The sequence below is a fragment of the Endobacterium panacihumi genome, from assembly GCF_050847465.1.
Lineage (GTDB): Bacteria > Pseudomonadota > Alphaproteobacteria > Rhizobiales > Rhizobiaceae > Neorhizobium > Neorhizobium panacihumi.
The window spans coordinates 1,993,524-2,019,008 of the sequence record NZ_JBOZRA010000001.1 but is presented as its reverse complement, the minus strand read 5'-3'; the positions used below and the strand labels follow the sequence as shown (position 1 = coordinate 2,019,008).

The following is a 25,485-nucleotide window of genomic DNA, read 5'->3' as shown; positions in this document are numbered from 1 at the left end:
CGGGCGCGTTTTTTGAGCCGGGTAAAAGATATCGATCAGCGCCCGACGGCGGTCTCGACCGTATTGCCGACCGAGCGGCCAAGACGGTCAACCTGATCACCGTAATTGCGGCGAGTGGCTGGGTCGAAGATTGAGATCGGTGCATTGACGGCAACAGTTGCCGCTCCGCCCACTGTCTGAGCCGTGCCAAGTGCGACGGCGCCGATACGGTCGCCAAGCCCGACATCGCTGTCGGTCACGGTCTGGCCGGCGATCAGACGATTGCCGAGCAGTTTCACCACTTCGGGGCTTTCTGCGAATTTTCCGTGGTTAAGACGATCGCCGCCCTTCAAGGCGGTCAGGTCGAGCACCACGATGCCCTGTTTCTCGAATTCTGAACGATAGGGCTCGACGGTCGGATCGACCTGTCCAAGACGATCGATATTGCCGGAAATCCGTCGCGACAGGCCGAGCGCGCGGTCGTCACGCGAAACGAAAAGGGTAAAATGTGGGCCCTTCGGTCCGATTTCGGCGATCTGGCGGCCAAATACATCGACGTCCAGATCGGGCGAAGCAAGGATGACATTCTGGATTTTCGATGACACTTTGCCATCGCGGATCGCCATCTGTCGCAGCGCTTCGACCGTCACCCACGAACCCATCGAGTGCGCCATCACAACCACTTCACCCACTTCCGGGTTGCGGGCGATGGTGCGCAACATGTCTTCCAGCGCATCGCGTGAATAATTGGTGCTTTCCTTGTCGTAATTGTAGGCGAAGATGCTGCCGCGGGACGGCCAGGTAAACAGGATCGGCGCCACGTCTGCGCCACTGTCATGCACGATCTGCGCATAACGATAGATGGCGTCTTCATACCGGTTGTTGAAGCCGTGCACGAACACCATCACGCGCTTGCTTTTGGGCAGGTGGGCGTGCAGCCAGCGATGCGCCTGCGGTTTCTCCATCGGCGTTACCGAAAGCGTGGCGAATTCCTTGTCCGGATTGGCGGGCAGCTTTTTCGGCCACTGGACTTGGCCGACTTCACGCGCACTGTCGGGCGGAATGGAAACGGCAATCTCAGTGATGGCGGGTTCTGCGCCGCGTTCACCGGAAAAAAGCACGCCGGGTGTTTCCGAGGGGCGGCGGGTGGTGGCAACCAGAACATCGACCTTGGAGGTGCCGGAAACGGATGCGGCAGCCGTCGGGATCAACACCCCTTCAGGCCGACCGGCGCAGCTCGAAAGAATGCCGAGCACTGCCGCCACGACGACGAGCCGATGATAAGGGATGATACGCACGCACGCTCCACGTTGCCAGCCAAGGGCTACAGCTAGTCCAGCTTGGAGCGTACGTCCATTGTTTTGGCCATGCGCTGGTCGGACTTGGTTGAGCGGTGTCGCAGCGATGCAACGCGTTTTCAGCTTGTCCGGGCCCTTATGTCCGTCATTCCCGCAGCATGCGCCTCAAAATCTTGCCGACATTCGATTTCGGCAGTTCGGTGCGAAACTCGATGAAACGCGGGCGTTTATAGTTGGTGAGGTTTGCTACGCAATGCGCCTTCAGTTCCGCTTCCGTCAGGTTCGGATCCTTCTTCACGACAAAGATTTTTACGCCTTCGCCGGAATGTTCACATGGCACGCCGACCGCCGCGCATTCCAGCACACCGGGATGCATGGCCACCACTTCCTCGACCTCGTTGGGATAAACGTTGAAGCCGGATACGAGGATCATGTCCTTCTTTCGGTCGACGATCTTTACGTAACCCTTGCCGTCCATGAAGCCCATGTCGCCGGAGCGGAAATAGCCGTCCGGAGTCATCACCTTGGCCGTCTCCGCAGGCTGCTGCCAGTAACCGGCCATCACCTGCGGGCCACGAATGCAGATTTCGCCGACTTCGCCATTCGGCAAAACGGTATCGTCGTCATCGCGGATGGTAATGTCGGTGGAGGGGATGGGCAGGCCGATCGTGCCGGTGAACTCCGTCGTATCCAGCCGGTTGGCAGTGGCGACCGGAGAGGTTTCAGATAGGCCGTATCCCTCGGTCACCGGGCATCCGGTCATCTGGAACCATCGTTCGGCCACTGGCCGCTGCACCGCCATGCCGCCGCCGAACACCAGGATCAGCGAGGAAAGATCGAGCTTCTGGAACTCGGCATTGTTCATCATCGCGTTGAACAGAGTGTTGAGCCCCGGAAACACATGCGGTTTGCATTTGGCAAGTTCTGCCACGAAGGCTGGAATGTCGCGCGGGTTGGGGATGAGGATATTGTTGGCGCCGGTCGCCACTCCCATCAGCGAATTCACCGTCAGCGCAAAGATATGATAAAGCGGCAGCGCGCAGACGAAGTTCAAAACCTCCGGCTTCTGCTTGTTGATGAAGGCCGTTTCCAGCCAGTATCCCATCTGCTCCTGATTGGAGAGAAGGTTGCCATGGGTCAGCACCGCGCCCTTGGAAACGCCGGTCGTGCCGCCGGTATATTGCAGAAAGGCGATGTCACTGAGCGAAACCTCGACCGGCTTGAATGTCTGTCCCGCACTGTTTGAAAGGACCGACTTGAAGCTGAGGGCGGATGGGATCGACCATGCCGGCACCAGTTTCTTGATCCGGCGCACGACGAGATTGACGATATGGCCCTTGAGGCCCAGCATGTCGCCCATCGTCGTGACGACGACATGGCGTAGCGGCGTACGGCTCAGCACCTGCTGCACGGTATTGGCAAAGTTTTCCAGCACGAAGATCGCGGTTGCGCCGGAATCCTTGATCTGGTGTTCCAGTTCGCGCGGCGTATAGAGCGGGTTGACATTCACGACGATCATCCCGGCGCGCAAGATGCCGTAGACTGTGACCGGGTTTTGCAAAATGTTGGGCATCATCACAGCAACGCGGTCGCCCTTTTTCAGCCCCTGCGACTGCAGGAAGGCGGCGATCTTGCGGCTTTCGCGTTCCATCGCCTCATAGGTGAGGCCCTTGCCCATGCTGGTGAAAGCGGTGCGGGCGGCATAACGCTGGCAGCTTTCTTCGAACAGCTCGCCCAGCGACTGATGGCTGAGCGGCGGCAGTTCTGCCGGAACACCCGGCGGATAGGATGCCAGCCAGATTTTTTCCACCGGCGTCTGCGCCTGAGCGGCAGCAAGATCAGTCATGCATTCTCCCTCCCTTGTGTCGGCGTTTCCGTTTCCGGTCACCCTGCGGGAACCGGAAGCCATACTGCCTCAATGTGACAAGTGCAAAGGTCCTCCCACCTTTTCACCTGTCAGCAGTATCGCACGGACGCGGCCTGATCGGCCAATCACGAGAAGATTAGATAACCTTGACGTAAACGTCAATTGATCTTGACGACCGTCATATCCGAACGGCGATCAGTATTTTCAGGAACCAAGCACGGAGTAGCGGGTTCTTTCTGTGTAATTCGAATGTGCAATCAACAAGAGGAGGTGCATCATGTTGCATCAGGAACCCCGCGCCGGTCAGGACCCTTACGTCAAGGACAGCCACTCCCTGATTGCCAGCGACAAGGTCGAAGGCACCAAGGTTTATGGCGCCGACAACAAGCGTATTGGCTCGATCGAGCGTCTTCTTCTCGAAAAACGCGGCGGTCGTGTCGCCTACGCGGTGCTTAGCTTCGGCGGCTTCCTCGGTATCGGCGATGACTATTATCCGTTGCCGTGGGAAAAGCTTCGCTACGACGAAGAGCTCGACGGCTACCGTATCGATTTGACCAAGGACCAGATCACCGGTGCGCCGCGTTACTCTGATCTCGACGACGACAGCTGGTACAGCGCCAATGACCGCAAGGTCTACGATTATTACGGCGTCCCGCCTTACTGGATGTAAAACCGAAGTAATTCGGATGTTAATCCCGAATGGAGGCTCCGCTTGCGGGGCCTCTTTTCGTTTGCTTAAGGGTCCGCGTGCAAGATTAGCCGGATTTTCGGCGGGACTGGCAATGGCATCGGCATGAGCGGACAAGCGACCATCATACGCGACTTTGAGCGCGGCGATATCGACGGCGTAGCGCGGCTGTTTCAGAAAACCTTTCGCGGCAAGTCGAAAGCTTCCTCGTCGCTGAATGCCTGCCTCGAACACTCCTTCTTTCAGCATCCGTGGGATGAACCGGGTATCCGCTCAAAGCTGGCTGTCGATGAAGATGGCAAGCTGACCGGTTTCATCGGCGTGTCGCCGGCGCGTCTCGAACTGGAGGGCCGGCAAGTGCTTGCCGCCTTCGCCGCTTCGATGATGGTCGAGAACCCTAAGGCCAACCCGCTGATCGGTGCCCGTCTGCTGCGCGCATTTCTGGCTGGGCCACAGGATATCTCGCTCACCGAAACTGCCAATCGCACTGCGCTCGGCATGTGGCAGAAGCTCGGTCATCCGCTTGAGCCCGGTTACAGTTTCAACTGGATGAAGATCCTGCGGCCGGTTTCGACCGGCGTGCAGCTGGCGGAACGATCCATTCCGGCAGTACGTCTGGTGCGACCGCTCGGGCGTGTAGCCGACCGCGCGGTCGCCTTTGTTCGTCGGCCGCAGTATCAAGGCAATGAAGGCCGCAAGCTCGAGTTCCGCGATGTGACGCCGGCCGAATTCGGCAGGGCGCTTATGGTTCTGAAGGATGTTTATGCCATGCGGCCGCGCTGGGATGCCGGTTCGCTCGAATGGTTCCTGGGCGAGGCGGAGCAGAAACGCAGCTTCGGTTATCCCGAATGGCGGGTTGCTTATAACCCGGATGGCCGCCCGGTTGCGGCCTATGCCTATTTCGCCAAGGCAGGCGGCATCGGCTGGGTACTGCAGGCCGTGTCTGTTCCGGCGCGAACAGGCGAACTTGTTGAAGACCTTTTCGCCCATGCGGACGCTTATGGTTGCGCTTCGGTGCGCGGCGCGGCCCATCCATGGCTGATCCCGGCATTGATGCAGCGGCGCGCCATCTTTCTCGGTCGTGCCTTTTATGTCGCCCATGCGAGGGACAAGTCGCTTCTGGAGCCGGTGAAAGCCGGGCAGGCGCTCATCAGCGGGCTAGCCGGCGAAAGCTGGATGCGATTGATCGGCGACCGCTTCGACGACTGACCAAAAAAGAACGGCCTGACAATTCAGGAGAATTGCCCGGCCGCTATGGTTTTATGTCTCAAGCTCAGTCGATCAGCTTTTTCGGTTCGGCATGCAGATATTCCGCCACCTTGCGCTTCGACGCGATATTGCGCCACACCGCATCCACCTGATCCGGCGTCAGTTCTGCGGCTTCGGCGGTTTCTTCGCGCGACATGCTGTTGTCGAGTGCATAAAGGCACAGGTCCATTCGGTCATAAGGTAGCGAGAAATAATATTCGTCCTGGCCTTGTGGCAGTGACCATGTGTCGGTGGTTGGCGGACGTCGGCGGATCTCTTCCGGCACACCCAGCGCTTCCGCCAACTGGTAGACCTGAGTCTTGTAGAGATGCGCGATCGGCTTGAAATCGGCAGCGCCATCACCGTTCTTCACGAAGAAACCTTGGTCGTATTCGAGCCGGTTCGGCGTGCCGGCAACCGCATAGTTCAGCCGGTCGGCATGGTAATATTCGATCTGCTTGCGGGTGCGCTGCTTCATGTTGGCCGCGGCGATCATGCCCAGATAAACCTCGAGCGGCATGCGGTGGCGGCTCTGTTCGCCGGCGGGATTGGCAACGACCAGCCAGGAAATGTTGTAACCGCGGCCGGTCAGCGCATCTTCCAACATCACCTTGCAGCCCCAGCCTTCGCCAAATTCCGGCACGACCTGACGAATGAAACCGTCGCGGCGGGTATAACAACCGGCAGCCGCCAACGCCGGACCTATGTCTTCCAGCACCGTTTCGACACCAGTAGCCGCCGCAAGCGCCTGTCCGAGCCGCAGGCTTTCCGGGTCGCTGTCATGCTCGGGCATGAAAATGCCGGTCACTTTTTGCGGGCCGAAGGCGCGGGCGCAAAGCGCGGCCGTCACGCTGGAATCGATGCCGCCGGAAATGCCCAGCACCGCGCCACGTTTGCGCAGATCCTTCGCCACCGTTTCGCGCAACCAGGCGCAAATGCGTTCGATCTCGGCTTGCGTATCCAGTTTCAGGCTGTCTGCCGAAAATCCCTTGGTTCTTGCCATCACCCTATCCTGTTCTCTTCGTTTTCCTTGGCCTGCGCTGCCGTTGCAGCGTTGAGGCGAATTTTGCCCGTGGCCGTCTTCGGCAGGGCGTCATGAAATTCCACCAGCTTGGGAACCATGAAATCTTCCAGATGTGCAGCGCAGTGGCGCTGTATCAGCCGCTCGGTCAAATCCGCTGTCGGGTCGGCGGCCACATGCGCTTTGATCACTTGTCCGAAAACCGCATCGTCAATGCCTTCGACGGCCGCTTCCCGCACGCCGGGCAGGGCATAAAGCACGCGTTCCACTTCCTGCGGGCTGACCTTTTCGCCGCGGGTCTTGATGATGTCGTCGCGCCGCGAGACGAAATAGAGAAACCCTTCGTCGTCAGCGCGAAAAAGATCTCCGGTAAACAGGCGCATGCCATTCGGGGCGGCACGCAAGGCAGCGGCGGTCGCAACGTCGTCGCGCCAGTAGCCGCGCATCACATGCGCACCCTCGACCACCAGTTCGCCGATGTCACCCGGCGCAACCGGCAAGCCGTTGTCATCGACAATCAAAACCTGTGTGCCGGGAATGGCACGACCAACCGAAAGCGGCCGGTGCGCCACCTCTTCCGGTGGCAGATAGGTGGTGCGCAGGCACTCCGTCTGGCCATACATCAGATATAACACTACATGCGGCAGGCATGCCCGCAGGCGCCCCGTGGTGGTCGGCGGCATGCCGGCGGCCGCGTTGGTCATGTAGCGCAGATGCGGCAGCATTTCCGCGCTCAGATCCGGCATATTGGCAAAAAGGGCCGCCATGGCGGGAACCAGCGGAAAGCCGGTCACCTGCTCGCTCTGCAGACGCGAGAGGACCACGCGCGGGAAGGCAAAGCTCTTTTCCAGCACAAGCGTGCCGCCCACCATCGCCATCGTCACCATCTGGGTGATGCCGTAGCCATGGGAAAGCGGCAGGACGCTCAAAACGACATCGGTTTCCGTGTTCTCCAGATAACCGGCGATCGCCGTGCAGGCGGCGGTAATATTGGCGTGGCTGAGCATCACGCCTTTCGGCCGCCCGGTGGAACCGGATGTGTGGATTAGCAGCGCCAGATCGTCGTCACTCTGGTTTTTTGGCGGCGTGGAGCAGATGTCCGTGCCGACTGCATCTTCGTATGACTGTGTGTTGGCGGCAAGTGCGCCCGCATGCACGACAAAGATCACCGACCTTCTGCCGGCAAGGCGGCAGGCGGCGTCAATCATCGGCACAAGCCGAGCATGGGCAATAATCGCACCTGGTTCGATACTGCGAAAGATCTCAGCCAGTTTCTCGGCCTTGATCGAGGGATGCAGCGGGCAGGCGACGCTGCCGAGTTTCCAGGTTGCGAAAAACGAGACGACGGCCTCGCTGCTATTGTAGAGAAGGAAAACGATCCGATCGCCGCGGCCGGCGCCTGCCTCGTCCAATCGCGCCGCCAGCCGCGACGATTGACGGTCGATCTCGTCATATGTCAGGCGGACATCACCGGCCACGACCGCCGTCTTGTCGGGTCGTTGCCGCAGGTTCTCGGCAATGAGAGTTTCGATCCGCACGCTCGTTCCCCCGGCAGCGATAAATGTGCGTCAGGCGGCGATCTTCTTCGATGTCAGATAAGCAGTGACGCGGGAAATACTGTCGAGATTATCTGGAATGATATCTTCGTCGGCAACGGTAATACCGTATGTGCTCTCAAGGTAAGCAATCAGCTCGAGCACACCGGTCGAATCCATGACGCCGCTGTCGAGCAGTGACTGATCGTCGGCAATTTCAGCATCGGCGCGAAACAAGAAATTTTCTGCAATAAAGCTGCGTACATTGCTGGCATAATCAGACATGCGATTGATTCCTCTCAATTCCTGGAGCAGGGCAATGACGTCTCAGGTTGTCCTGTCGTTCGGGTACCCGGCATATTAGGATCATATGCATCAGCATCCCTGAATCTTTCGCTAATCTACTTGCGGTGATTTGCCAGTGTTTTGGATGTTCAGCGGGAATACTCGTCGAAATCGGCGGATACCCAGGTTCGAAATTTTCTCTGATCCCTGGGAACGCTTTGCGCCTCCTGCGGTTACACTCTTTCTATCTATCGCAAAGAAAAGGGAGACAGTGAATCATGGCCACGCGATTTGACAGCATTGTATCGCCCGATGAGCACCTGCTGACGGTGCAGGAGGCACTCGAGCCGCTTTACCTCAAACTGGAAGTGGAAGCCGAGGCCAAACTGCTGCAGGCAGCGGTCCAGGCCGGTTGGTCGGCGGATGAGGCCGTGAGTGCCATCGACCAGCTGCGCCGGCATGATCTTCTTTCAGCACTTGCAACCCGGCACTGATGGTTGAGGGGGTGCCCTCGGTTTGCAAATTGCCAAACAGCGGATTATTCTACGAACAGCAACCTCTGGTTAATAAGCTAAACATAAGCCGTCTTTTGATTGAATTGATGGCCTGCTTATTTAGGCTTTCCTCATGTCGCGTTGATACGCCCGCAGATAATTCATCTGCGGAAGCGCGGCGATTTGGGGAGAAATCATGCGAGACACGATTTTGCCGGGCGTCCGCCCGTTGCGTTGCCTGAACATTCTGACCGTCATTACCGGCGCGTTTGCCGGTGGTGGCGCTTTTGTCGCCAGCGAACGGCCGGCGATGGCGTGCAACTCGGAGCCCTACATAGGCACTGTCTGCACATTTGCTTTCGATTTTTGTCCAGTCAACTATGCCCCCGCCGACGGGCGCCTCATGCAGATTTCACAATATCAGGCTCTTTTTGCGCTGATCGGAACGATCTATGGTGGCAATGCGACTTCCAATTTTGCGCTGCCGGACTTGCGCTCGCGAAGTGCTGTAGGGGTAGGAGCAGGGACAGGATTAGCCACGCCGACACCGATTGGTGCGCCGATTGGTCAACAATCGACGACATTGACGTTACAGCAATTGCCGCCGCACACGCATCCCGCGACCTTTGCCGGAACGGGTGGAGGCAACCAGCCTGTTAGCATTCCGGCGCAAACAGGCAGCCTCACTGCCGTGCCAACGCTTAAAGCCAAACAGGTCGCAGGCGTTTCGACCATCGCCAACGGCTCTTATCTCGGGCAGGGCGGTGGCGGCGGTTCGGCCGCCAGCATCTATGTGGATCCGGCATCGACGGCTCAGACGGCTGATCTGGGCGGATTGACTGTCGAGCTTCAAGGCACGCCGGGATCACCCGCCCTCAATTTCAACGTCAATTCGGGCATCACGGGTGGCACCGTGACAGTACTGCCCAATACCGGCGGGCCTCAGCCCTTCTCAACGCAGTCTCCCGGCCTCGGCCTGACGCAATGCATCGCGATCAATGGCCTATTTCCGTCAAGGCCGTGAGATCGGTGCTGCAGCGCCGCCTGGTGCTGCAGCAATCCTATTGCTTCTGCGTGTTGCAAATTAGCAATTAGCGATCTTAAATGTAATTTATGCTCGCTTTGCGCCTTTTTGTTTATTTAAGGTTGTAATACCTTAAATTGCAGAGGGGTGTTTTCCCTCGCTATGAGGGAGATTGCGAATGGGGCAAGGCGGCCTTGATGTATACCGTTCTGTTTCGGTGCATCGTTTCTGGTATTTGGCCGTAGCCATATTCACGCTGGTGTTCGGGATGATCGCGACGGCGCAACAGGCGTTGGCGTTGTCGAGCGCATGCCAGGCATTCACGAATTATTGGGGCGCCAGCCAGACTCTCGGCCCCGGAGCCGAGCGGTTGCCAGGGCCATTCGGGGTATATGCGACTGGGGAGAAGATTTTTTATTCCGCCTATACTGCTAACAGTTCCCCCGCAGAGTTGGCTGGCGATGAGGATGGTCGGGACGCAGGCATTGCCGTTGTCGCCGATAATGCTGACGTTTACGATGAATACGGTCCAGGCGGCGGCGCCGAAATGAACGTCTCCGGTACGCTCAATCTCGGTCCGACGCTCGATTACACGCTCGAGGCTTTCGGAAGTAAGACGCTGGGATCGCTTGGCAGTGTGACCGTGCAGGCAACCTGCTACGGCGATCCGCCGACGATCACCTCCATTTCACGCGATGACGGCCCCTTGTCTGGCGGCGCGCCCATCACCCTGACAGGGCAAAATCTGACCGGTGTGTCTGCCGTCTCGTTCGGCGGCGTCGCAGCCACGGTTTTTACCGTCGACAGCGATGACCAGATCACAGTAACCCCGCCGAGCGCATCGAAGGGCGCAGTTAACATCACCGTTACGAGTCTTGGTGGCACCAGTGCGGCAACGCCCGCGAATACCTATAGGTATTACGCGACGCCGGTTGTCACAACCGTTTCACCCGACCGTGGGCCATCGTCCAGTGGCACATCGGTGACTATCACCGGCAGTGAATTCACTGATTTAACTTCGGTTTCGTTCGGCACCGCACCGGCAACCGGCTATACATTCATCAACGACGGTCAGATCACGGCCACCGCTCCATCGGGAGCCGGTACCGTCAATATCACTGTGACAACACCCGGCGGCACGAGTGCCGCAACAGCACAATCGGCGTTCACCTATGTCGCGGCTCCGACGATTACCCAGCTCGATCCGGTAGAGGGCCCAGTCGCTGGCGGCACGTCCGTTACGATTTCAGGCAGCAATTTTATCGACGTCTCCGGCGTCTCCTTCGGCGGCGCTGCGGCTACATCTTACGTACGCAACAATGACAACGAGATTGTTGCAGTCGCACCGGCCGGATCAGGCACGGTCGCCGTTGCCGTTACGGCGTTTGGTGGCAGCAGTGTCGGCGGTCCAACCTTTCGTTATGTCGACCCGCCGACAGTCACCAGCATCTCGCCGGGCGAGGGGCCGGAAGGTGGCGGGACGCCCGTCACCATCACCGGTACAAATCTCGCCAACGCGACGGTTCGGTTCGGCAGCACGGCCGGCACGGTCACTTCCAACAACGGCTCGCAGATCATCGTCACGTCACCTGCGGGAACCGGGACCTCAACTATTTCCGTGTCCACCGCTGGCGGCACCGTCACGGCCGGCACGTTCACCTATCTGCCGGCGCCGGTGATTTCCGGCCTTTTGCCGGCGGAAGGTCCGCTTGCCGGCGGCAACACGGTGGTCATCAGCGGCACCGGGTTTACCGGCGCAACCTCCGTCAATTTCGGCGGCACTGTCATTACCGGTGTTTCAGGCACAGATACAGAATTGTCGGTCAGCGCTCCGGCTGGTGCGGCGGGGGTGGTCACCGTTGCGGTCACAACGCCCGGAGGCACAAGTGTCGTCACGCCCGGCAGCGCCTACACCTATCTCGCTGTTCCAACCGTCAGCAGCCTCTCACGGTCCTCCGGTCCACTGGGGGGCGGCACGGCGGTGACGATCACCGGCACAGGCTTTACACCCGGTGCAACGGTGCAATTCGGCGGCGTAAGCGCCACGTCCGTCATCTTCGGCAGCGCGTCCAGCCTGACGGCAACGTCCCCTTCGGGCAGTGCCGGTCCGGTCAATGTGATCGTCACGACGGCGGGTGGGGTAAGTGCCGCCGGTCCGCAGTTCACCTATGTCACGGCTCCGATCGCGACCAATAGCAGCGCGGTGGTGGCGGCCAACAGTTCGAACGCTGCCATCGTTCCAACCATCTCCGGTGGCACGGCCGACAGCGTTGCCGTCGTCACGCCCACCGCCAACGGCACGATCGCTGCAAGCGGTACCACTTTCCTCTACACGCCCAATCCGGGATATTCGGGGACCGACAGCTTTACCTTCACCGCCACGAATGCCGGTGGTCCGTCGGCGGCGGCGCAGATCACGATCACGGTCACGGCGCCAACACTTGTCCTGTCGCCCGCGTCCGGAGCACTGCCGGCCGGCCAGGCGGCTACACCATACAGCCAGACAATTACCGCCTCTGCGGGAACGGCGCCCTACACATTCGCCATCACGACCGGCGCGGCGCCCGCCGGCATCACGCTCGATTCGGCGACCGGTGCGCTTTCGGGCACAACGACGGTGCCGGGGCCGGCCAGTTTCACGGTGACGGCAACGGACGCTTACGGCGCGACAGGCACCGCCGCCTATACGCTCGCCATCGCCGAGCAGCCGCCGGTCGCCAATGCTGTCTCCGCAACGGTGGCAATCGGCTCGAGCAACAATCTCATCACGCTCAGCATATCCGGTGGGGTGGCTGCTTCCGTGGCCATCGATACGCAGGCGACCAATGGTGCGGCCACGGCCTCCGGCACAACCATCACCTACACACCCAATCCCGGTTATTCCGGGCCGGACAGTTTTCGCTATACAGCGACAAACAGTGCAGGCACGTCGCTTCCGGCGACAGCCACCATTACCGTCGCGATACCGACATTCACGTTTTCTCCGCCCGCGGGGGCTTTGCCCGTTGCCGCCGTCGGCTCGGCCTATTCGCAGCAGATCACGGCCGCGGGCGGCAGTGGCAGCTACAGTTATGCCGTCACCACCGGAGCCTTGCCGGCCGGCCTCACCCTGACATCGGCCGGTGTCATAGAGGGAACGCCGACCAGCGTGGGCACGTCGTCCTTTACCATCACTGCCACGGATACCGTTTCGGCTTTCGGCGCCGTCAGTTATACACTCGAAGTGGCCCTGCCGCCGCCGGTGGCCTCAAATGTCTCCCTGACCGTCGCGGCCAATAGCGGTGCGACATCCGTTCCGCTCGCCTTGTCCGGTGGCGCCGCGGCTTCCGTCGCTGTCGCCACCGTCCCCGCGCACGGCACTGCCACGGTGTCCGGCACCGGCATTTCCTATACGCCGGCAGCAGGCTATTCGGGAACAGACAGCTTTACCTATACCGCCACTAATCCGACCGCCACGTCTGCTCCAGCGACCGTGACGATCACCGTCACAGCGCCGGCGCTTGCGTTTTCGCCCGCGGCCGGTGCGCTTCCGGGCGCGACGGTCGCAACGGCCTACAGCCAGACATTCGTCGCTTCGAATGGTACTGCGCCCTATTCCTATGCGATAAGCTCCGGCGCCGCGCCCGCGGGCATGACGCTCGATCCCTCAACCGGGGCTCTGACCGGCACACCAACCGCAGCCGGACCGAGCAGTTTTTCGGTCACCGCAACAGATGTTTATGGAGCGATCGGCAGCAGCGCCTATACGCTCGATGTCGCCGTCCAGCCGCCGGTCGCCAATCCGGTCGCGGCAACGGTGGTGCGTGGTTCCGCCGGCAATCCCATCACGCTGAACATAACCGGCGGTCCGGCAAGCTCCGTCGCCGTCACCGCAGGGCCATCGAACGGAAGCATCGGCATCTCCGGCGCCACGATCACCTACACGCCGACACCCGGTTATGTCGGTTCGGATAGTTTCGATTACACGGCGACCAATGCTTCCGGCACCTCTGCGCCGGCCACGGTCTCGATTACGGTGATCAATCCGACCCTTGTTCTTGCACCGGCAGCCGGGCCGTTGCCGGACGGGACGGTCGGAAATGCCTATAACCAGGCGCTGTCAGCGTCGGGCGGAACCGCACCCTATGATTTTGCCGTCACCGGCGGCAGCCTGCCGACAGGCCTCGTCATCGCACCCGGCAGCAATACCATCGCCGGTACGCCCGGTGCGGCCGGAATCTATAATGTCTCCATCACCGCCACCGATGCAGGCGGCGCCACCGGCACCGCCACCTATTCGTTGCGTATCCTTGCCGCGGCACTGGTCCTGTCTCCGCCGACCGGCAGCGGGCTTCCGCCTGCCACAACCGGTCTTGCCTACTCTTACACCGGCATCAGCGTCAGTGGCGGCAGCGGACCGGCAAGCTTTGCCGCAAGCGGTTTGCCCGCCGGCCTCGTCATGGCAGGCGGCGGGGCCATCAGCGGAACGCCGACGACGGCAGGCAGCTATTCGATCACCGTCACGGCAACCGATACGGCAGGGGCCGTGGCGACTGCCGTTTATGAACTCACCGTGCATGCCGGCACCGGCGATTTCGGCTTCTCGCCGCCCGGCGGTGCGCTGCCGCAGGCCATGGTGGGAGAGGCCTATTTTCAGGATATTTCCGCAAGCGGTGGTACCGCGCCACTGATCTATAGTGTCGTCAGCGGCAATCTGCCCGCAGGTCTCGTGCTCAATATTTCCAATGGCGATCTCAATGGGCCGCTGGCAGCCGATGTGCCACCAGGCACTTACAACTTCACCATCGGCGTACGCGATGCCGCAGGTGTTACCGGTTCCGTAAGTTTTGCCCTGCAGGTCGTTCCGCGTGCAGTAACCGTTGCCAACAAGGAAGTCACGGTCGCGCCGGGTGGCACACCGCCAAATGTCTATCTGAACGCCGGTGCCACTGGCGGGCCGTTCGTTGATGCCGCAATCGGAGAGGTGTCGCCGCCTTCGGCAGGCACGGCAGAGCTCATTCGCGGCGAACTGGCGCAAGCCGGTCCGGTGGCGCCCAGCGGCTTCTATCTGCGTTTTACCCCCAATCCCGGCTTTTCGGGCCGCGCCGTTGTGGGGTACCGCCTGATCAGCGCCTTCGGCACATCCAATATCGGCACGGTTGCCTATAATCTCAATTTTAATGCCGTTGCCGTGGCGGACGATATCGACGAACTCGTTCATGATTTCGTGCGCACCCGGCAAAATCTCCTGTCGTCGACGATTAGGGTGCCGGGGCTCCTGGAACGGCGGCGCATGGAAAACGCCCGCGATCCGGTCACCATCCGCATGTCACCGCAGGAGGACGGCATGCGCGCCTCCTTCTCGACCAGTCTGGCGCAAATCGAGGCCGCACGGGATCGGGCCGACGGGCTGGACGCAGCCGGGCCGCGTCCTTTCAATCTGTGGATAGACGGTGCAATCCGCGTTCACGGTCGCGGCGATAATGACGAGGAGGATGATCGTTGGGGCAGTTTCGCGCTGCTTTCGGTCGGCATGGATTATCTTCTCAGCGACCGCACACTGATCGGCATTTCGGCACATTTCGATCGGATGACCGACCCCGCCGACGAAGATGCGGAGCTGACCGGCAATGGCTGGTTCGCCGGCCCCTATGTGTCGCTGGAGATCGCCAAGGGAGTGTTCTTCGATACCAGCCTGCTATACGGCGGTTCCTGGAACGATATCGACACCCCGTTCTTCGACGGCAAGTTCGATACGACACGCTGGATGTGGGATGGCTCCCTCAAGGGCGAGTGGTATCTCGACGAAGCGACCGTGATCACCCCGAAGTTGCGGGCAGTTTATCTCACCGAAACGGTCAAGGATTATGCCGTCAGCAATGATGCAGGTGACAAGCTTCTGCTCGAAGGTTTTTCCATGGAGCAGCTGCGTGCCAGTATCGGCGCCGAAATCGAGCGACGTGTCGTGCTGAGCAACGGCATGGTGCTGACGCCGCGGCTGGGTGCAACGGTGGGCGTTGCCGGTCTTGATGGTGATGGAACGTTCGCTACGGTCACTGCGGGTGCTTCTCTGCAAACAGAGACCGCCTGGATGTTCGATTTGGCACTTCTGTTCGATATCGAAGGTGAGGGGGATGTCAGCGTCGGCGCGCGGGCAAGGATGTCGACGCGGTTTTAGAGCGGTCTGCCGCGAGAGGCATTGGAGCGCAAAGGCGGGCTTGCGCCCGCCTTCAAGCAGTCGGCACTTATTGACCGGGCAGGATACGCATGGAGAAAACGTAGATCGGCAGTTTTCCACCCAGAACATCACTGTTGAGATAGATACGCCCCGGTTTATTGGGTGCCAGCGATCGATCGAAATTCACCCGGAACAGGGCGTCGGTTTTTTCCTGCGTCGCCATGAAGCGATGACGCGAACAGCCGCCGAGGCTGCCGAAATCGCAGCGGACCGCCACTTCGACAGAGCGGTCAGCCGCCGTCTGCAGGGTTACGGCCACTGTCGAAGACTTGCCGGCCATTTCTCGTAGGATTTCCGGCGGCACGTCGATGGCAACTTCGCCGTCCGGACCGGGTGATTGCGAGGTCACGCGCACGGCCTGACCTCCCGCGGCATTGATGGCTTCCACCGATGCATTGCTGGCAGGAACGATGCCGTCAGTCCCCTTCGGAATGAAAACCTCCGCCCATTCCTCGGAAAATCCTCGGCCGGGCTCGAAGCCGGCCGGCGCCTGACTGTTGCCGTTGCCGCCGGTGATCGGCGTGCTGGAAAGATCCGGCATCACGATCAGGCCGTTATTGCCGGCCCACCACAAGCCCCAGCCTGCGCCGCCGAGAACGACGAGCGGCAGTACAAGGCCGGAAATCCAGCGCCGACGCTTGCGCGGGCGGCCTTCCTTTCCTGCTGCCACATCCAAGCGCGCCGCCTGTGGTGCCACAGGCTGTGCGGATGGCCGAATTGGAGTGGCCTTTTTCTTTCGTTGCCACCAGCGGCGCTTGATCGGCCTTTCGGCCCCGATCTCCCGGCGCGGGCGCAATTCTGCCGGCTGGTCGCTGCCGCCACGGCGCGACACACCGAGATCGCCAAGGCTTCCGGCATCGGCGGATGCGGCAGCCCCATCGTCACGTCTGTTTCCGCCCACAAAGGCGGACAATTCGTCGATAGGCGGTTGGGAAGCGGTCGCGTGACTGGCTAGTGGCGGCGACCGCATGTCCGCAAGATCGCCATTTGCCGGCTGCTGGTCTTCATCGGCTGCGCGGCGCGCAACCGGCGCGGCCGCGTTTTGGGCTGGATTGGCCGGCTGGTTTGCCGGAGGGCGGGCGGGCTGAGGCGTAGGTTGGCTGGCAGGTGCGCGGGTCCGCTCGATTGCAAGGCGCTGCCTTTCCTCGAATTCGATTTCACGAATCTTGGCTTCCAGGCGCTGCCGCTGGGCATCCACCACGTCCGGATCGGATACATCCTGTTTGCGCAGACCCGCTTCCAGCGCCTGCCGGGCGGACTGATAAATGCGCGCCCGGATATCCGCATTGTTTCGTTCGGATTGCGCGAGCGCGTTCCTGATGGCTTTTTCCAAACCGCTCACTGCCGGGCCCTGATATCGATACGTCCGCTCATATTGCTCTTTCGGTAGACTTTTAGACAATGAACTGCAAGCGGTGCGGTCCGCTATGCGGTGAATAAGGTCTTGGCCACTGTCGGCAGAATGCATCCGCTCGCGGCATTTACGTGGCAATCTTGAACGCAAAAGATGGAAGTCGCGCGGCTGTGGATATCACGCTGTCGGAAATGAGTGCCCTCATGAAAATCGCGTCTTGAAATCCTCTCTCTTTGCCTGTATCAGCCCCTTCACATCGCAACCGGGTGCGCCCGGCAGGCGGGGGCCGCTTTAGCTCAGTTGGTAGAGCACGTCATTCGTAATGACGGGGTCACGTGTTCGAGTCACGTAAGCGGCACCATTTTTTCATTTCCAATGACAACCAGCTTTTCCCATGCTTTTTGATGTTCATGATAAATGTCATCGCGTGGGCGTGAAATGTCTGGCGATAGGAGCAAAGTTGAAGACGCGGTGGTTTGCCATCGTGTTAGTGATGCCCCATATTCGCCTTCATCTCGCAACGAAGGCCGAGCGCCTGGAGACCTTATGACTGCCTCACATACTGCCGCCCCGGAGGCGACGTCGGAAACCCGCAAGTTCCTCGTCCTCCTGCTCGGGTCTATCGGCGTGGTCTACGGGGACATCGGAACGAGCCCGCTTTATGCGTTTCGCGAAGCGTTGCGACCTTTCGCCAAGAACGGCGCCGTGCATCATGCGGAAGTCATCGGCATGATCTCGCTGATGGTGTGGACACTTACCATCCTCGTCACGTTCAAATATGTGCTGTTTCTGCTGCGCGCTGATAACGACGGCGAAGGTGGCACGCTGTCGCTTCTGGCGCTTTTGATGAAAAAGACCGGCAGCTATACGCCGGTCCTGTTTTTTGCTGGCCTCATCGGCTCGGCGCTGTTTATCGGCGACGCTATGATTACCCCCGCCCTTTCGGTAATGTCGGCGCTGGAAGGCCTGAAATTGGTGACGCCAGCCTTCTCCGATTACGTCCTGCCCATGGCTGCAGCCATCATGGTCGGCGTATTTGCCGTTCAGTCCAAGGGCACGGCCGCCGTCTCAAATTTCTTCGGACCCATTACCGTTCTCTGGTTTCTCGTCATGGCCTGGGGCGGCATCATCCATATCAGCGATGACTGGACAATTCTTGAGGCGCTCAATCCGATCAACGCTTTGTGGTTCATTACCCATGCCGGTACGGTCGGTTTCATCATTCTCGGCGCTGTTTTCCTGACAGTCACCGGTGCCGAAGCGCTTTATGCCGACCTCGGTCACTTCGGCCGCAAGCCGATCCAGACCGCATGGTTCATTCTGGTCTTTCCGGCTCTGGCGCTGAACTATCTTGGTCAGGGTGCACTGGTGCTCACCAACCCGGAAACCATCGCCAACCCGTTCTACCTGCTTTACCCCGAATGGGCGCTGCTGCCAGTCGTCATCCTCGCCACGATGGCAACGATCATTGCCAGCCAGGCGGTCATCACCGGGGCGTTTTCGCTGGCTCGTCAGGCTGTCCATCTTGGCTTCCTGCCGCGTCTCGCCATCAAGTTCACGTCGGAAACCAATACCGGGCAGATCTATGTGCCGGCCGTCAACGCCATCCTTTTCATCGGCGTCATCATCCTGATCTTCTCGTTCGGCGATTCCGAATCGCTCGCCACCGCCTATGGCATCTCGGTCACCGGCGCCATGGTGGTGACGACACTGATGTCCTTTCAGTTCCTGCGCTCGGTGCGTGGTTACAAAGCGATCACGGCGGCGCTGCTGCTGTTGCCGCTATTTATAATCGAAGCCGTGTTCCTCGCTGCCAATCTCCTGAAAATCCATGATGGCGGCTGGGTGCCGGTGGTGCTTGCACTGGCCATCATGATGATCATGTGGACCTGGACCAAGGGTTCGAAATATCTGAAAGAGAAGACGGCACGAAACGACATCCCGCTCGAAACCTTCATCAAGTCGGTGGAAAGCTCGATCGATCGGGAATCCGATCATGCGCCGGTCACCGTTCCGGGTACGGCCGTCTTCCTCACGAGTGTGCCGGATCGCACACCGGGCGTGCTTCTGCACAATATCAAGCACAATCACGTCCTGCACGACCAGAACGTCATCCTCACGGTCTGGACACAGGACAAGCCCTATGTGCCCGATAGCGAGCGGGTGGAGATGACGCGCCTGTCGAAGCGTTTCGTCCGCCTCGATATCACCTTCGGCTTCATGGATGAGCCCAACGTGACGAAGGCCCTGACGCTGTGCAAGAAAAAGGGCTTCAAGTTCGAGATCATGCAGACCTCTTTCTATCTGGGTCGACGCAACCTCATCAGCACGCCGAATACCGGCCTCGCGGGCTGGCAGGAACATCTCTACATCGGTCTTGCCGATTTCAGCATCGATCCGTCGGCCTATTTCAAGCTGCCGCCAAACCGTGTCGTGGAACTAGGGGAACAGGTGGCGATCTGACGCCACCTTCCATTACCTCGATACCGTTGGAACAAATCGGTATTCCCAAGTGTTGCCTGCTCATCTGAAGCTCGTCCACCCGGGAGCCCTTGATGAGCACTGCTCCGATCGCCCGTGATTCCGCCGCCTATCCTTATCAGGCGGTGTTTATCCCCTTTCCCTTCGTCTGCTTCACGCTGGCGCTGTTTACCGATCTTGCCTATTGGCAGACGGCCAATCTGATGTGGGTGAATTTTTCCGCATGGCTGTTGTTCGCCGGTCTGGTTTTCGGCGCCATTGGTCTTCTGGCCGGCCTGCTCGATCTGGTGCGGCCGCGTACACGGCCGTTGCGCCCCGGTTTTCTGGTTATTCTGCTTTATCTTGTCATCCTGGCGCTGGCGATCTTCAATAGCCTGCTGCACGCGGGAGATGGCTGGACGGCCATCGTGCCCTTTGGGCTCGCCACCTCGGCCGTTACCTTCGTGCTGATGCTTTTCACCTCAGCGCTGTCGTCCCGCAAATATGCCCGGCTGGCCTGGAGGATCTGACCCATGAACAAGCGTCTCGCTTATACTGTCGCCCTGTCGGCCTCGCTCGGTTTTGCCCTTTCCGCCTGCAGCGATAGCAACGACAATTTCGATGTCTCGCAGCAGGTCGGCCCGGATCCGGTTCTGCCTGAACCGATCTCGCTGCTGCTGCCGGATCTGAAGGTCGCCGAAGTTGTCGGCTGGAAGGACAATGAAACGCCGGCTGTGGCCGACGGGCTGAAGGTTACGGCCTATGCCAAGGATCTCGTCAATCCGCGCACGGTGCATACCCTGCCGAACGGCGATGTACTGGTCGTGCAGTCGCGGGCACCGGAAGGCAAGCCGATGTCGCGGCCCAAGGATTATATTCGCGGTTTCATCATGTCGATGGCCAGCGGCGGTGGTGGTTCTCCACCGCCCAGCAACCTGATCACTCTGCTGCGCGACACCAATCGTGACGGCACGGTCGACGAGCGTCATGACCTCCTGAAGGATCTGCATTCGCCCTTCGGTATCGCCTGGATCGACAACACGCTTTATGTCGCGGCCGCCGATGCGATCGTCGCCTATCCTTATGAGTTGGGCCAGACGGAAATTTCCGGTGAGCCACGCGTGCTGACGCCGTTGCCGGGTGGTCCGCTCAACCACCACTGGACCAAGGATCTGGCGCTCAGCCCGGATGGACGCATGCTGTATGTATCGGTCGGCTCCAACTCCAACGCCGCCGAAAACGGCTTGGAGGCGGAAAAGGGCCGTGCCGCCATCTGGCAGGTCGATCGCCAGACGGGTGCTGCCCGCGTTTTCGCCTCGGGCCTGCGCAATCCGAACGGCCTGACGTTCAACCCTGAAACCGGCGCGCTGTGGACAGTCGTCAACGAACGCGACGAACTGGGCCCCAATCTCGTGCCGGATTACATGACCTCCGTGAAGGAAAACGCCTTCTATGGTTGGCCGTGGAGCTATTACGGCAATCATGTCGATGCGCGCGTCTATCCGCCGCGGCCGGATATGGTCGAGCGCGCCATCAAGCCGGATTATGCGCTTTCCAGCCATGTCGCGGCGCTCGGCCTCGCTTTCACGCAAGGGGCGGCCATGCCGGATGCCTATGCGGCAGGTGCCTTTGTCGGCCAGCGCGGCAGCTGGAACCGCAATGCCTTCAACGGTTACAAGGTCGCTTACGTGCCTTTCGAAAACGGCATGCCGGTTGGCAAGGCACAGGATGTCGTGACCGGCTTCCTTCAAAATGAGCAGGCGCGGGGTCGCCCGGTCGGTCTGGGCATTGATGGTACGGGCGCGCTGCTGGTGGCCGACGATGCCGGCAACACGGTTTGGCGGGTGGCTGCTGCCGACGGCAAGGTGACCCCGCAGCCGGTCGGCACCGACCAGATTTCTCCGTTCCAGCAGACGGCGACGCCGGCACAGGCAAGCCCGCCGCCGACTTCGGGTACAACGCCTTCGCCGACGGAAGTCGCACCGGCTACACAGCCATAAACAGGCGGCAAACCGGAAGTGGATAATTTTTATCCACATAAACAGCCCAATGCGCTATTGGGGGCGTGCGCAGGCATTCCCCCAACGCATGTTCGGTGTTATCTGCGAACCCTGCGGGTGTTCGCGCCTGCAAAATGCAGAGATAATGCAGGACCTGAACATGACGCATGTCCGAACCCGATCCGCGGATGAAAACAGCGGCTTTTCAAATCCCACACGCCGCAAGGTGTTGACCGGTATTGCCACCGGTCTTGCCGCTCCGGCGCTGCTTGGTACCGGTTTTCTGTCGATGACGGGATCAAGAGCGCGTGCGGCCGAAGAAGGCCTGCTGTTCAAGCACGAATATGGCGAAGTCGTTCTGGAAAAACCTGCCACGCGCGTTGTATCGCTCGGGTTTACCACGCAGGATTCGCTGCTTGCTCTCGGCACGCCGCCGGTCGGCATCCGGGAATGGTTCGGCGCGCGTCCCTACGCTGTCTGGCCCTGGGCGGAAAGCTATCTCGGCGATGCCAAGCCGACCGTCATTTCCGGCGAAGTCTCCATCGAAATCGTCGCGTCACTGCAGCCCGATCTGATCATCGGTGTCGGTTCCGGCATCTCCAAGGCAGAATATGACGTGCTTTCGCAGGTCGCGCCGGTGCTGATGCAGCCGGCCCACAATCCGTCCTATGGCACACGCTGGGATGTGCAGACAGAAATGTTCGGCCGTGCGCTCGGCAAGGTCGACAAGGCCAATGAACTGATCGCCAACAACAGGGCGCTGTTTGCCGCCGTGCGTCAGCGTCATCCGGATTGGGTCGGCAAGACGGGTGTCTGCGCCTACAATTTCAATGGTGAGACCGGAGCCTTTATCGGCACCGATACGCGTGCCACCTTCATGGCCGAGCTCGGTTTCAAGGCAACCGAAAAGCTGGTCGATCTCAAGACCGCTCAAGGCTTTTATGCGCCGCTGTCGCCGGAAGACCTTTCGGCGCTTGATGCCGATCTCCTGATCTGGATTTCGTCCTTCGACACCGTACCGGATATCGTCAGGCTGCCCATGCGCAAGACACTCAAGGCACATAGGGAAGGCCGCGAAGTCATGGCTGGATCGCTGATTGCCGGCGCCCTCTCGTTCGGCAGCGTGTTGTCCTTGCCTTTCGCGCTCAAGGAACTGGAAGGCGATATCGCGCTGGCGCTGGATGGTGATCCGGCAACCAAGGTGGCCTCCAGCGTCAAGGCGGGGCTGGCTCCGTGAGGGCTATGGCGTTTTCAGTCCTGGCGCTTGTCCTTGCCGCCGTGCTGACGCTGACGGTCGGTGTGCGGGAGGGTGGATTTGCGCTGCTCTGGCAGGCGGTCACCGCGTTCGATCCGACTGATCCTGCCCATATCGCCATCCAGTCGATCCGCATGCCGCGCCTGATTGCCGGCCTGATTGCCGGTGCGGCACTCGGCATGGCCGGCACGATCATGCAGGCGATTACCCGCAATCCGCTCGCCGATCCCGGCATTCTGGGCATCAATGCAGGTGCCGCCTTCGCCGTCGTCATCGGTTCGCTGATCGCCGGTCGGGCCGATAACGGGCTGATGGCGGCACTTGCCTTTCCCGGTGCGGCCGCCGCTGCCGTCACCGTTTTCGCGCTTGGCGGGGGCATCAAGGGTGACGCAGGCCCCGTGCGGCTCACACTGGCCGGGGTCGCGCTGAGTGCCATGCTGCTTTCCTTCGTGTCCGCGATCATCCTTGCCCGCAACGAGGCGCTGGAAGTCTTTCGTTTCTGGGTAACCGGTTCGCTGGCGCAAGCCGGCATGCGCCCACTCGGTTATATGGCGATCGCCGCCGTGTTAGGCACCTGCCTCGCCATTGCCATCGCGCCGCGCATCGAGGCACTGTCGCTCGGTTCGGCGCTCGCGCGTGGCCTTGGCACCAAGCCCGGCCGCATCCAGTTCGGCGCGCTTGTCGCCGTCACGGCGCTGACCGGCGCGGCCGTTGGCGTCGCCGGACCGATTGCTTTCCTCGGTCTTCTCGTGCCGCGTCTTGCCCGCCGTGTCGGCGGCCATGTCCTGCGCCGTGAACTCGTCGCCTCAGCGATACTGGGGGCGGCGATCTTGCTGTTTGCCGATACGATCGGCCGCCTGATCATCCCGCCGACGGAAATCCGTGTCGGCACCATGACGGCGCTGATCGGTGCGCCGATGTTCATCTGGATGGCGCGCCGTCTGCGTGCGGGAGCTTCGGCATGAATGCGAAGATGACGGCAGGCATTCGGGGTGGCCTCATCCTTGCCGCGGCTCTCCTGATTGCCATCGTATTGTCGCTGATGATCGGCCAGATCAGGCTCTCTGCTGCGGACCTCTGGACCGGGCTTGTCACCGGCAAGGGGCCGGGCGCGCTCACCCTGCGCGTGTTGCGTGGCCCGGGCGTTGTCACTGCCATCGGTGCGGGGGCGGCGCTTGGTGCCTCCGGTGCCATCTTCCAGATCCTGCTGCGCAATCCGCTGGCGGCGCCGGACGTCATGGGGTTCACTTCCGGTGCGGGGCTTGCCATTGTCTGTGGTGTGCTGGCCGGCACGTCCTTGCCCATGCCGCTTCTGTCCGCCGCCGGTGGGCTTGCTGCCGCCTGCCTGGTCGCCATTCTGGCCATCAAGCGCGATGGTAGCCAGGTGCCGATCACGCTTATCCTGGTTGGCCTCGGCATCGGCTTTCTCACCGCCGCCGCCAACAGTTTTGTCGTCACGCGGTTGCCGCCCGAACAGGCGGCCGAGGCACAACGCTGGCTGACCGGCTCGCTCGCCGCGCGCGATTGGGGTCACGCTGCGCAGGTATTCGGATGTGGCGCCGTGCTGGCCGTTATCCTTGTCATTCAGGTGAGGGCGCTCAGCCTTCTCGAATTGGGCGACGACCTTGCCACCGGTCTTGGCCTGAAAAGCAACCGCGCGCGTCTGCAACTGGCCGGCACCGGTGTGCTTCTGGCGGCCACCGGCGTCGCTGTTGCCGGCCCCATCCCTTTCATCGCGCTGATGGCCGGGCCGCTCGGCATGCGCATCACCGGCGCAAAACAGCCCGGTGGTCGCATCCTGTCGGCTGCCGTGACCGGAGCCATCATCACCGTGCTGGCTGATCTCGCCGCCCGGTCCATCGTGCCGGGCCTGCAACTGCCCGCCGGCGTCATGACCGGCATTTTTGGAGCGCCTTATCTGCTGTGGCTTCTGTCGCGCGAAATGGACGCCGGAGACATTTGATGACATCTGCAAACAACACGCTGAAGGCGGAAAACCTGACGATCGGTTATGGCGAACGCACCGTCATCAATGATCTGTCGCTCGATTTTCCAGCAGGCCGAATGACTGCCATTCTCGGTCCGAATGGCTGCGGAAAATCGACGCTGCTGCGTGCGCTTGCCCGTCTGATCACGCCGGAAAAGGGCAAGGTTACGCTTGGCGACGACAATGTGTTTTCCATGGATACGCGCGCGCTTGCCCGCCGCCTCGCCATCCTGCCGCAGGCATCGAAGGCACCGGAAGGCATCACTGTTGCCGATCTCGTCCGCCGTGGCCGCACACCGTGGCGCGGCCTGTTTTCAGCCTGGAGCGAAGCGGATGCGGCAGCCGTCGAGCGCGCGCTGAAGGAGGTTGGGCTTTCGGACATGTCGGAACGACCGATCGACCAGCTTTCGGGTGGCCAACGCCAGCGCGCCTGGATTGCGCTTGTTCTGGCGCAGGACACACCCTGCCTTCTGCTGGATGAGCCGACCACATGGCTCGATCTCACCCACCAGATTGAGGTTCTGTCACTGATCCGCGAGCGCAATCGCAGCCAAGGCGTCACCGTCGTTACGGTTCTGCACGATCTCAACCTTGCAGCCCGGTTTTACGATACGCTGGTCCTGCTCGGGCCGAACGGCATGGTCGCCGCCGGTTCGCCGCAGGATGTGCTGACGGAAGAAAACCTGATGAGCGGTTTTGGCCTCTCGGCCATGGTCGTGCCTGACCCTATCACCGGCACGCCGATGGTCGTTCCGCGCTAGGCGAGCCGAAGG

Annotated in this window: 18 protein-coding genes and 1 tRNA gene; 13 read left to right on the top strand and 6 right to left on the bottom strand. The window is 60.8% G+C overall.

Going from position 1 to position 25,485, the window contains the following annotated elements; all coding sequences use genetic code 11:
• Positions 1 to 35: 35 nt before the first annotated feature.
• Both ACRQ1B_RS10030 and ACRQ1B_RS10025 read right to left on the bottom strand, forming a co-directional pair.
• Positions 36 to 1,277 carry an alpha/beta hydrolase gene (locus ACRQ1B_RS10030; RefSeq protein ID WP_432293425.1) on the bottom strand — a complete coding sequence of 414 codons (1,242 nt, stop codon included), beginning with the start codon at positions 1,275 to 1,277 and terminating at the stop codon, positions 36 to 38.
• Positions 1,278 to 1,422: 145 nt separating this feature from the next.
• Positions 1,423 to 3,123, bottom strand: a complete 1,701-nt coding sequence (locus tag ACRQ1B_RS10025; protein WP_432293424.1) for a long-chain-fatty-acid--CoA ligase — start codon at positions 3,121 to 3,123, stop codon at positions 1,423 to 1,425.
• A gap of 298 nt (positions 3,124 to 3,421) precedes the next feature.
• On the opposite strand from ACRQ1B_RS10025, the gene ACRQ1B_RS10020 reads away from it, so the two are divergent.
• A complete protein-coding gene (locus tag ACRQ1B_RS10020) occupies positions 3,422 to 3,814 on the top strand; it encodes a PRC-barrel domain-containing protein (protein WP_432293423.1) in 393 nt (130 codons plus the stop codon).
• 123 nt (positions 3,815 to 3,937) lie between these two features.
• Positions 3,938 to 5,041: a hypothetical protein gene (locus ACRQ1B_RS10015; RefSeq protein WP_432293422.1), complete on the top strand. Its 1,104-nt coding sequence runs from the start codon at positions 3,938 to 3,940 to the stop codon at positions 5,039 to 5,041.
• A 64-nt stretch (positions 5,042 to 5,105) separates the two neighbouring features.
• Here ACRQ1B_RS10015 and nadE read toward each other — a convergent pair whose 3' ends face one another.
• From nadE to ACRQ1B_RS10000, 3 genes are read right to left on the bottom strand one after another with little or no spacing between them, the layout of a single operon-like run.
• Positions 5,106 to 6,083: an NAD(+) synthase gene (gene nadE, locus ACRQ1B_RS10010; RefSeq protein ID WP_432293421.1), complete on the bottom strand. Its 978-nt coding sequence runs from the start codon at positions 6,081 to 6,083 to the stop codon at positions 5,106 to 5,108.
• Positions 6,083 to 7,639 (bottom strand): class I adenylate-forming enzyme family protein, encoded by a 1,557-nt coding sequence (locus ACRQ1B_RS10005; protein WP_432293420.1) that lies wholly within the window; start codon positions 7,637 to 7,639, stop codon positions 6,083 to 6,085. The genes nadE and ACRQ1B_RS10005 overlap by 1 nt, the downstream gene beginning before the upstream one ends.
• Positions 7,640 to 7,669: 30 nt before the next feature.
• Positions 7,670 to 7,921, bottom strand: coding sequence for an acyl carrier protein (locus tag ACRQ1B_RS10000; protein WP_432293419.1), 252 nt, complete (start codon positions 7,919 to 7,921; stop codon positions 7,670 to 7,672).
• Positions 7,922 to 8,199: 278 nt separating this feature from the next.
• Between ACRQ1B_RS10000 and ACRQ1B_RS09995 the strand changes: the two genes are divergently transcribed.
• From ACRQ1B_RS09995 to ACRQ1B_RS09985, 3 genes are all read left to right on the top strand, one after another.
• On the top strand, positions 8,200 to 8,415 hold the full coding sequence (locus ACRQ1B_RS09995; RefSeq protein ID WP_432293418.1) for a hypothetical protein: 216 nt from the start codon (positions 8,200 to 8,202) through the stop codon (positions 8,413 to 8,415).
• A 211-nt stretch (positions 8,416 to 8,626) separates the two neighbouring features.
• A complete protein-coding gene (locus ACRQ1B_RS09990) occupies positions 8,627 to 9,439 on the top strand; it encodes a phage tail protein (RefSeq protein WP_432293417.1) in 813 nt (270 codons plus the stop codon).
• A gap of 178 nt (positions 9,440 to 9,617) precedes the next feature.
• Entirely contained in the window at positions 9,618 to 15,596 is a 5,979-nt protein-coding gene (locus ACRQ1B_RS09985) for a putative Ig domain-containing protein (RefSeq protein ID WP_432293416.1), read from the top strand.
• A 67-nt stretch (positions 15,597 to 15,663) separates the two neighbouring features.
• On the opposite strand, the gene ACRQ1B_RS09980 is transcribed toward ACRQ1B_RS09985, so the two are convergent.
• Entirely contained in the window at positions 15,664 to 16,998 is a 1,335-nt protein-coding gene (locus tag ACRQ1B_RS09980; RefSeq protein ID WP_432293415.1) for a hypothetical protein, read from the bottom strand.
• A gap of 297 nt (positions 16,999 to 17,295) precedes the next feature.
• On the opposite strand from ACRQ1B_RS09980, the gene ACRQ1B_RS09975 reads away from it, so the two are divergent.
• The 8 genes from ACRQ1B_RS09975 to ACRQ1B_RS09940 all read left to right on the top strand — a co-directional run bounded on the left by ACRQ1B_RS09975 (position 17,296) and on the right by ACRQ1B_RS09940 (position 25,473).
• Positions 17,296 to 17,371 (top strand) — tRNA-Thr (locus ACRQ1B_RS09975).
• Between the two features lie 185 nt (positions 17,372 to 17,556).
• Positions 17,557 to 19,473, top strand: a complete 1,917-nt coding sequence (locus ACRQ1B_RS09970) for a potassium transporter Kup (protein ID WP_432293414.1) — start codon at positions 17,557 to 17,559, stop codon at positions 19,471 to 19,473.
• A gap of 92 nt (positions 19,474 to 19,565) precedes the next feature.
• A complete protein-coding gene (locus ACRQ1B_RS09965; protein WP_432293413.1) occupies positions 19,566 to 20,000 on the top strand; it encodes a DUF2231 domain-containing protein in 435 nt (144 codons plus the stop codon).
• 3 nt (positions 20,001 to 20,003) lie between these two features.
• Complete coding sequence (locus tag ACRQ1B_RS09960; protein WP_432293412.1) at positions 20,004 to 21,470, top strand: PQQ-dependent sugar dehydrogenase; 1,467 nt, start codon at positions 20,004 to 20,006, stop codon at positions 21,468 to 21,470.
• 160 nt (positions 21,471 to 21,630) lie between these two features.
• Positions 21,631 to 22,707: an ABC transporter substrate-binding protein gene (locus ACRQ1B_RS09955; protein ID WP_432293411.1), complete on the top strand. Its 1,077-nt coding sequence runs from the start codon at positions 21,631 to 21,633 to the stop codon at positions 22,705 to 22,707.
• A gap of 5 nt (positions 22,708 to 22,712) precedes the next feature.
• Positions 22,713 to 23,690, top strand: coding sequence for a FecCD family ABC transporter permease (locus ACRQ1B_RS09950; RefSeq protein WP_432293410.1), 978 nt, complete (start codon positions 22,713 to 22,715; stop codon positions 23,688 to 23,690).
• Positions 23,687 to 24,688 (top strand): FecCD family ABC transporter permease, encoded by a 1,002-nt coding sequence (locus tag ACRQ1B_RS09945; RefSeq protein WP_432293409.1) that lies wholly within the window; start codon positions 23,687 to 23,689, stop codon positions 24,686 to 24,688. The genes ACRQ1B_RS09950 and ACRQ1B_RS09945 overlap by 4 nt, the downstream gene beginning before the upstream one ends.
• Positions 24,688 to 25,473 carry an ABC transporter ATP-binding protein gene (locus ACRQ1B_RS09940; RefSeq protein ID WP_432293408.1) on the top strand — a complete coding sequence of 262 codons (786 nt, stop codon included), beginning with the start codon at positions 24,688 to 24,690 and terminating at the stop codon, positions 25,471 to 25,473. The genes ACRQ1B_RS09945 and ACRQ1B_RS09940 overlap by 1 nt, the downstream gene beginning before the upstream one ends.
• Positions 25,474 to 25,485: the final 12 nt, after the last annotated feature.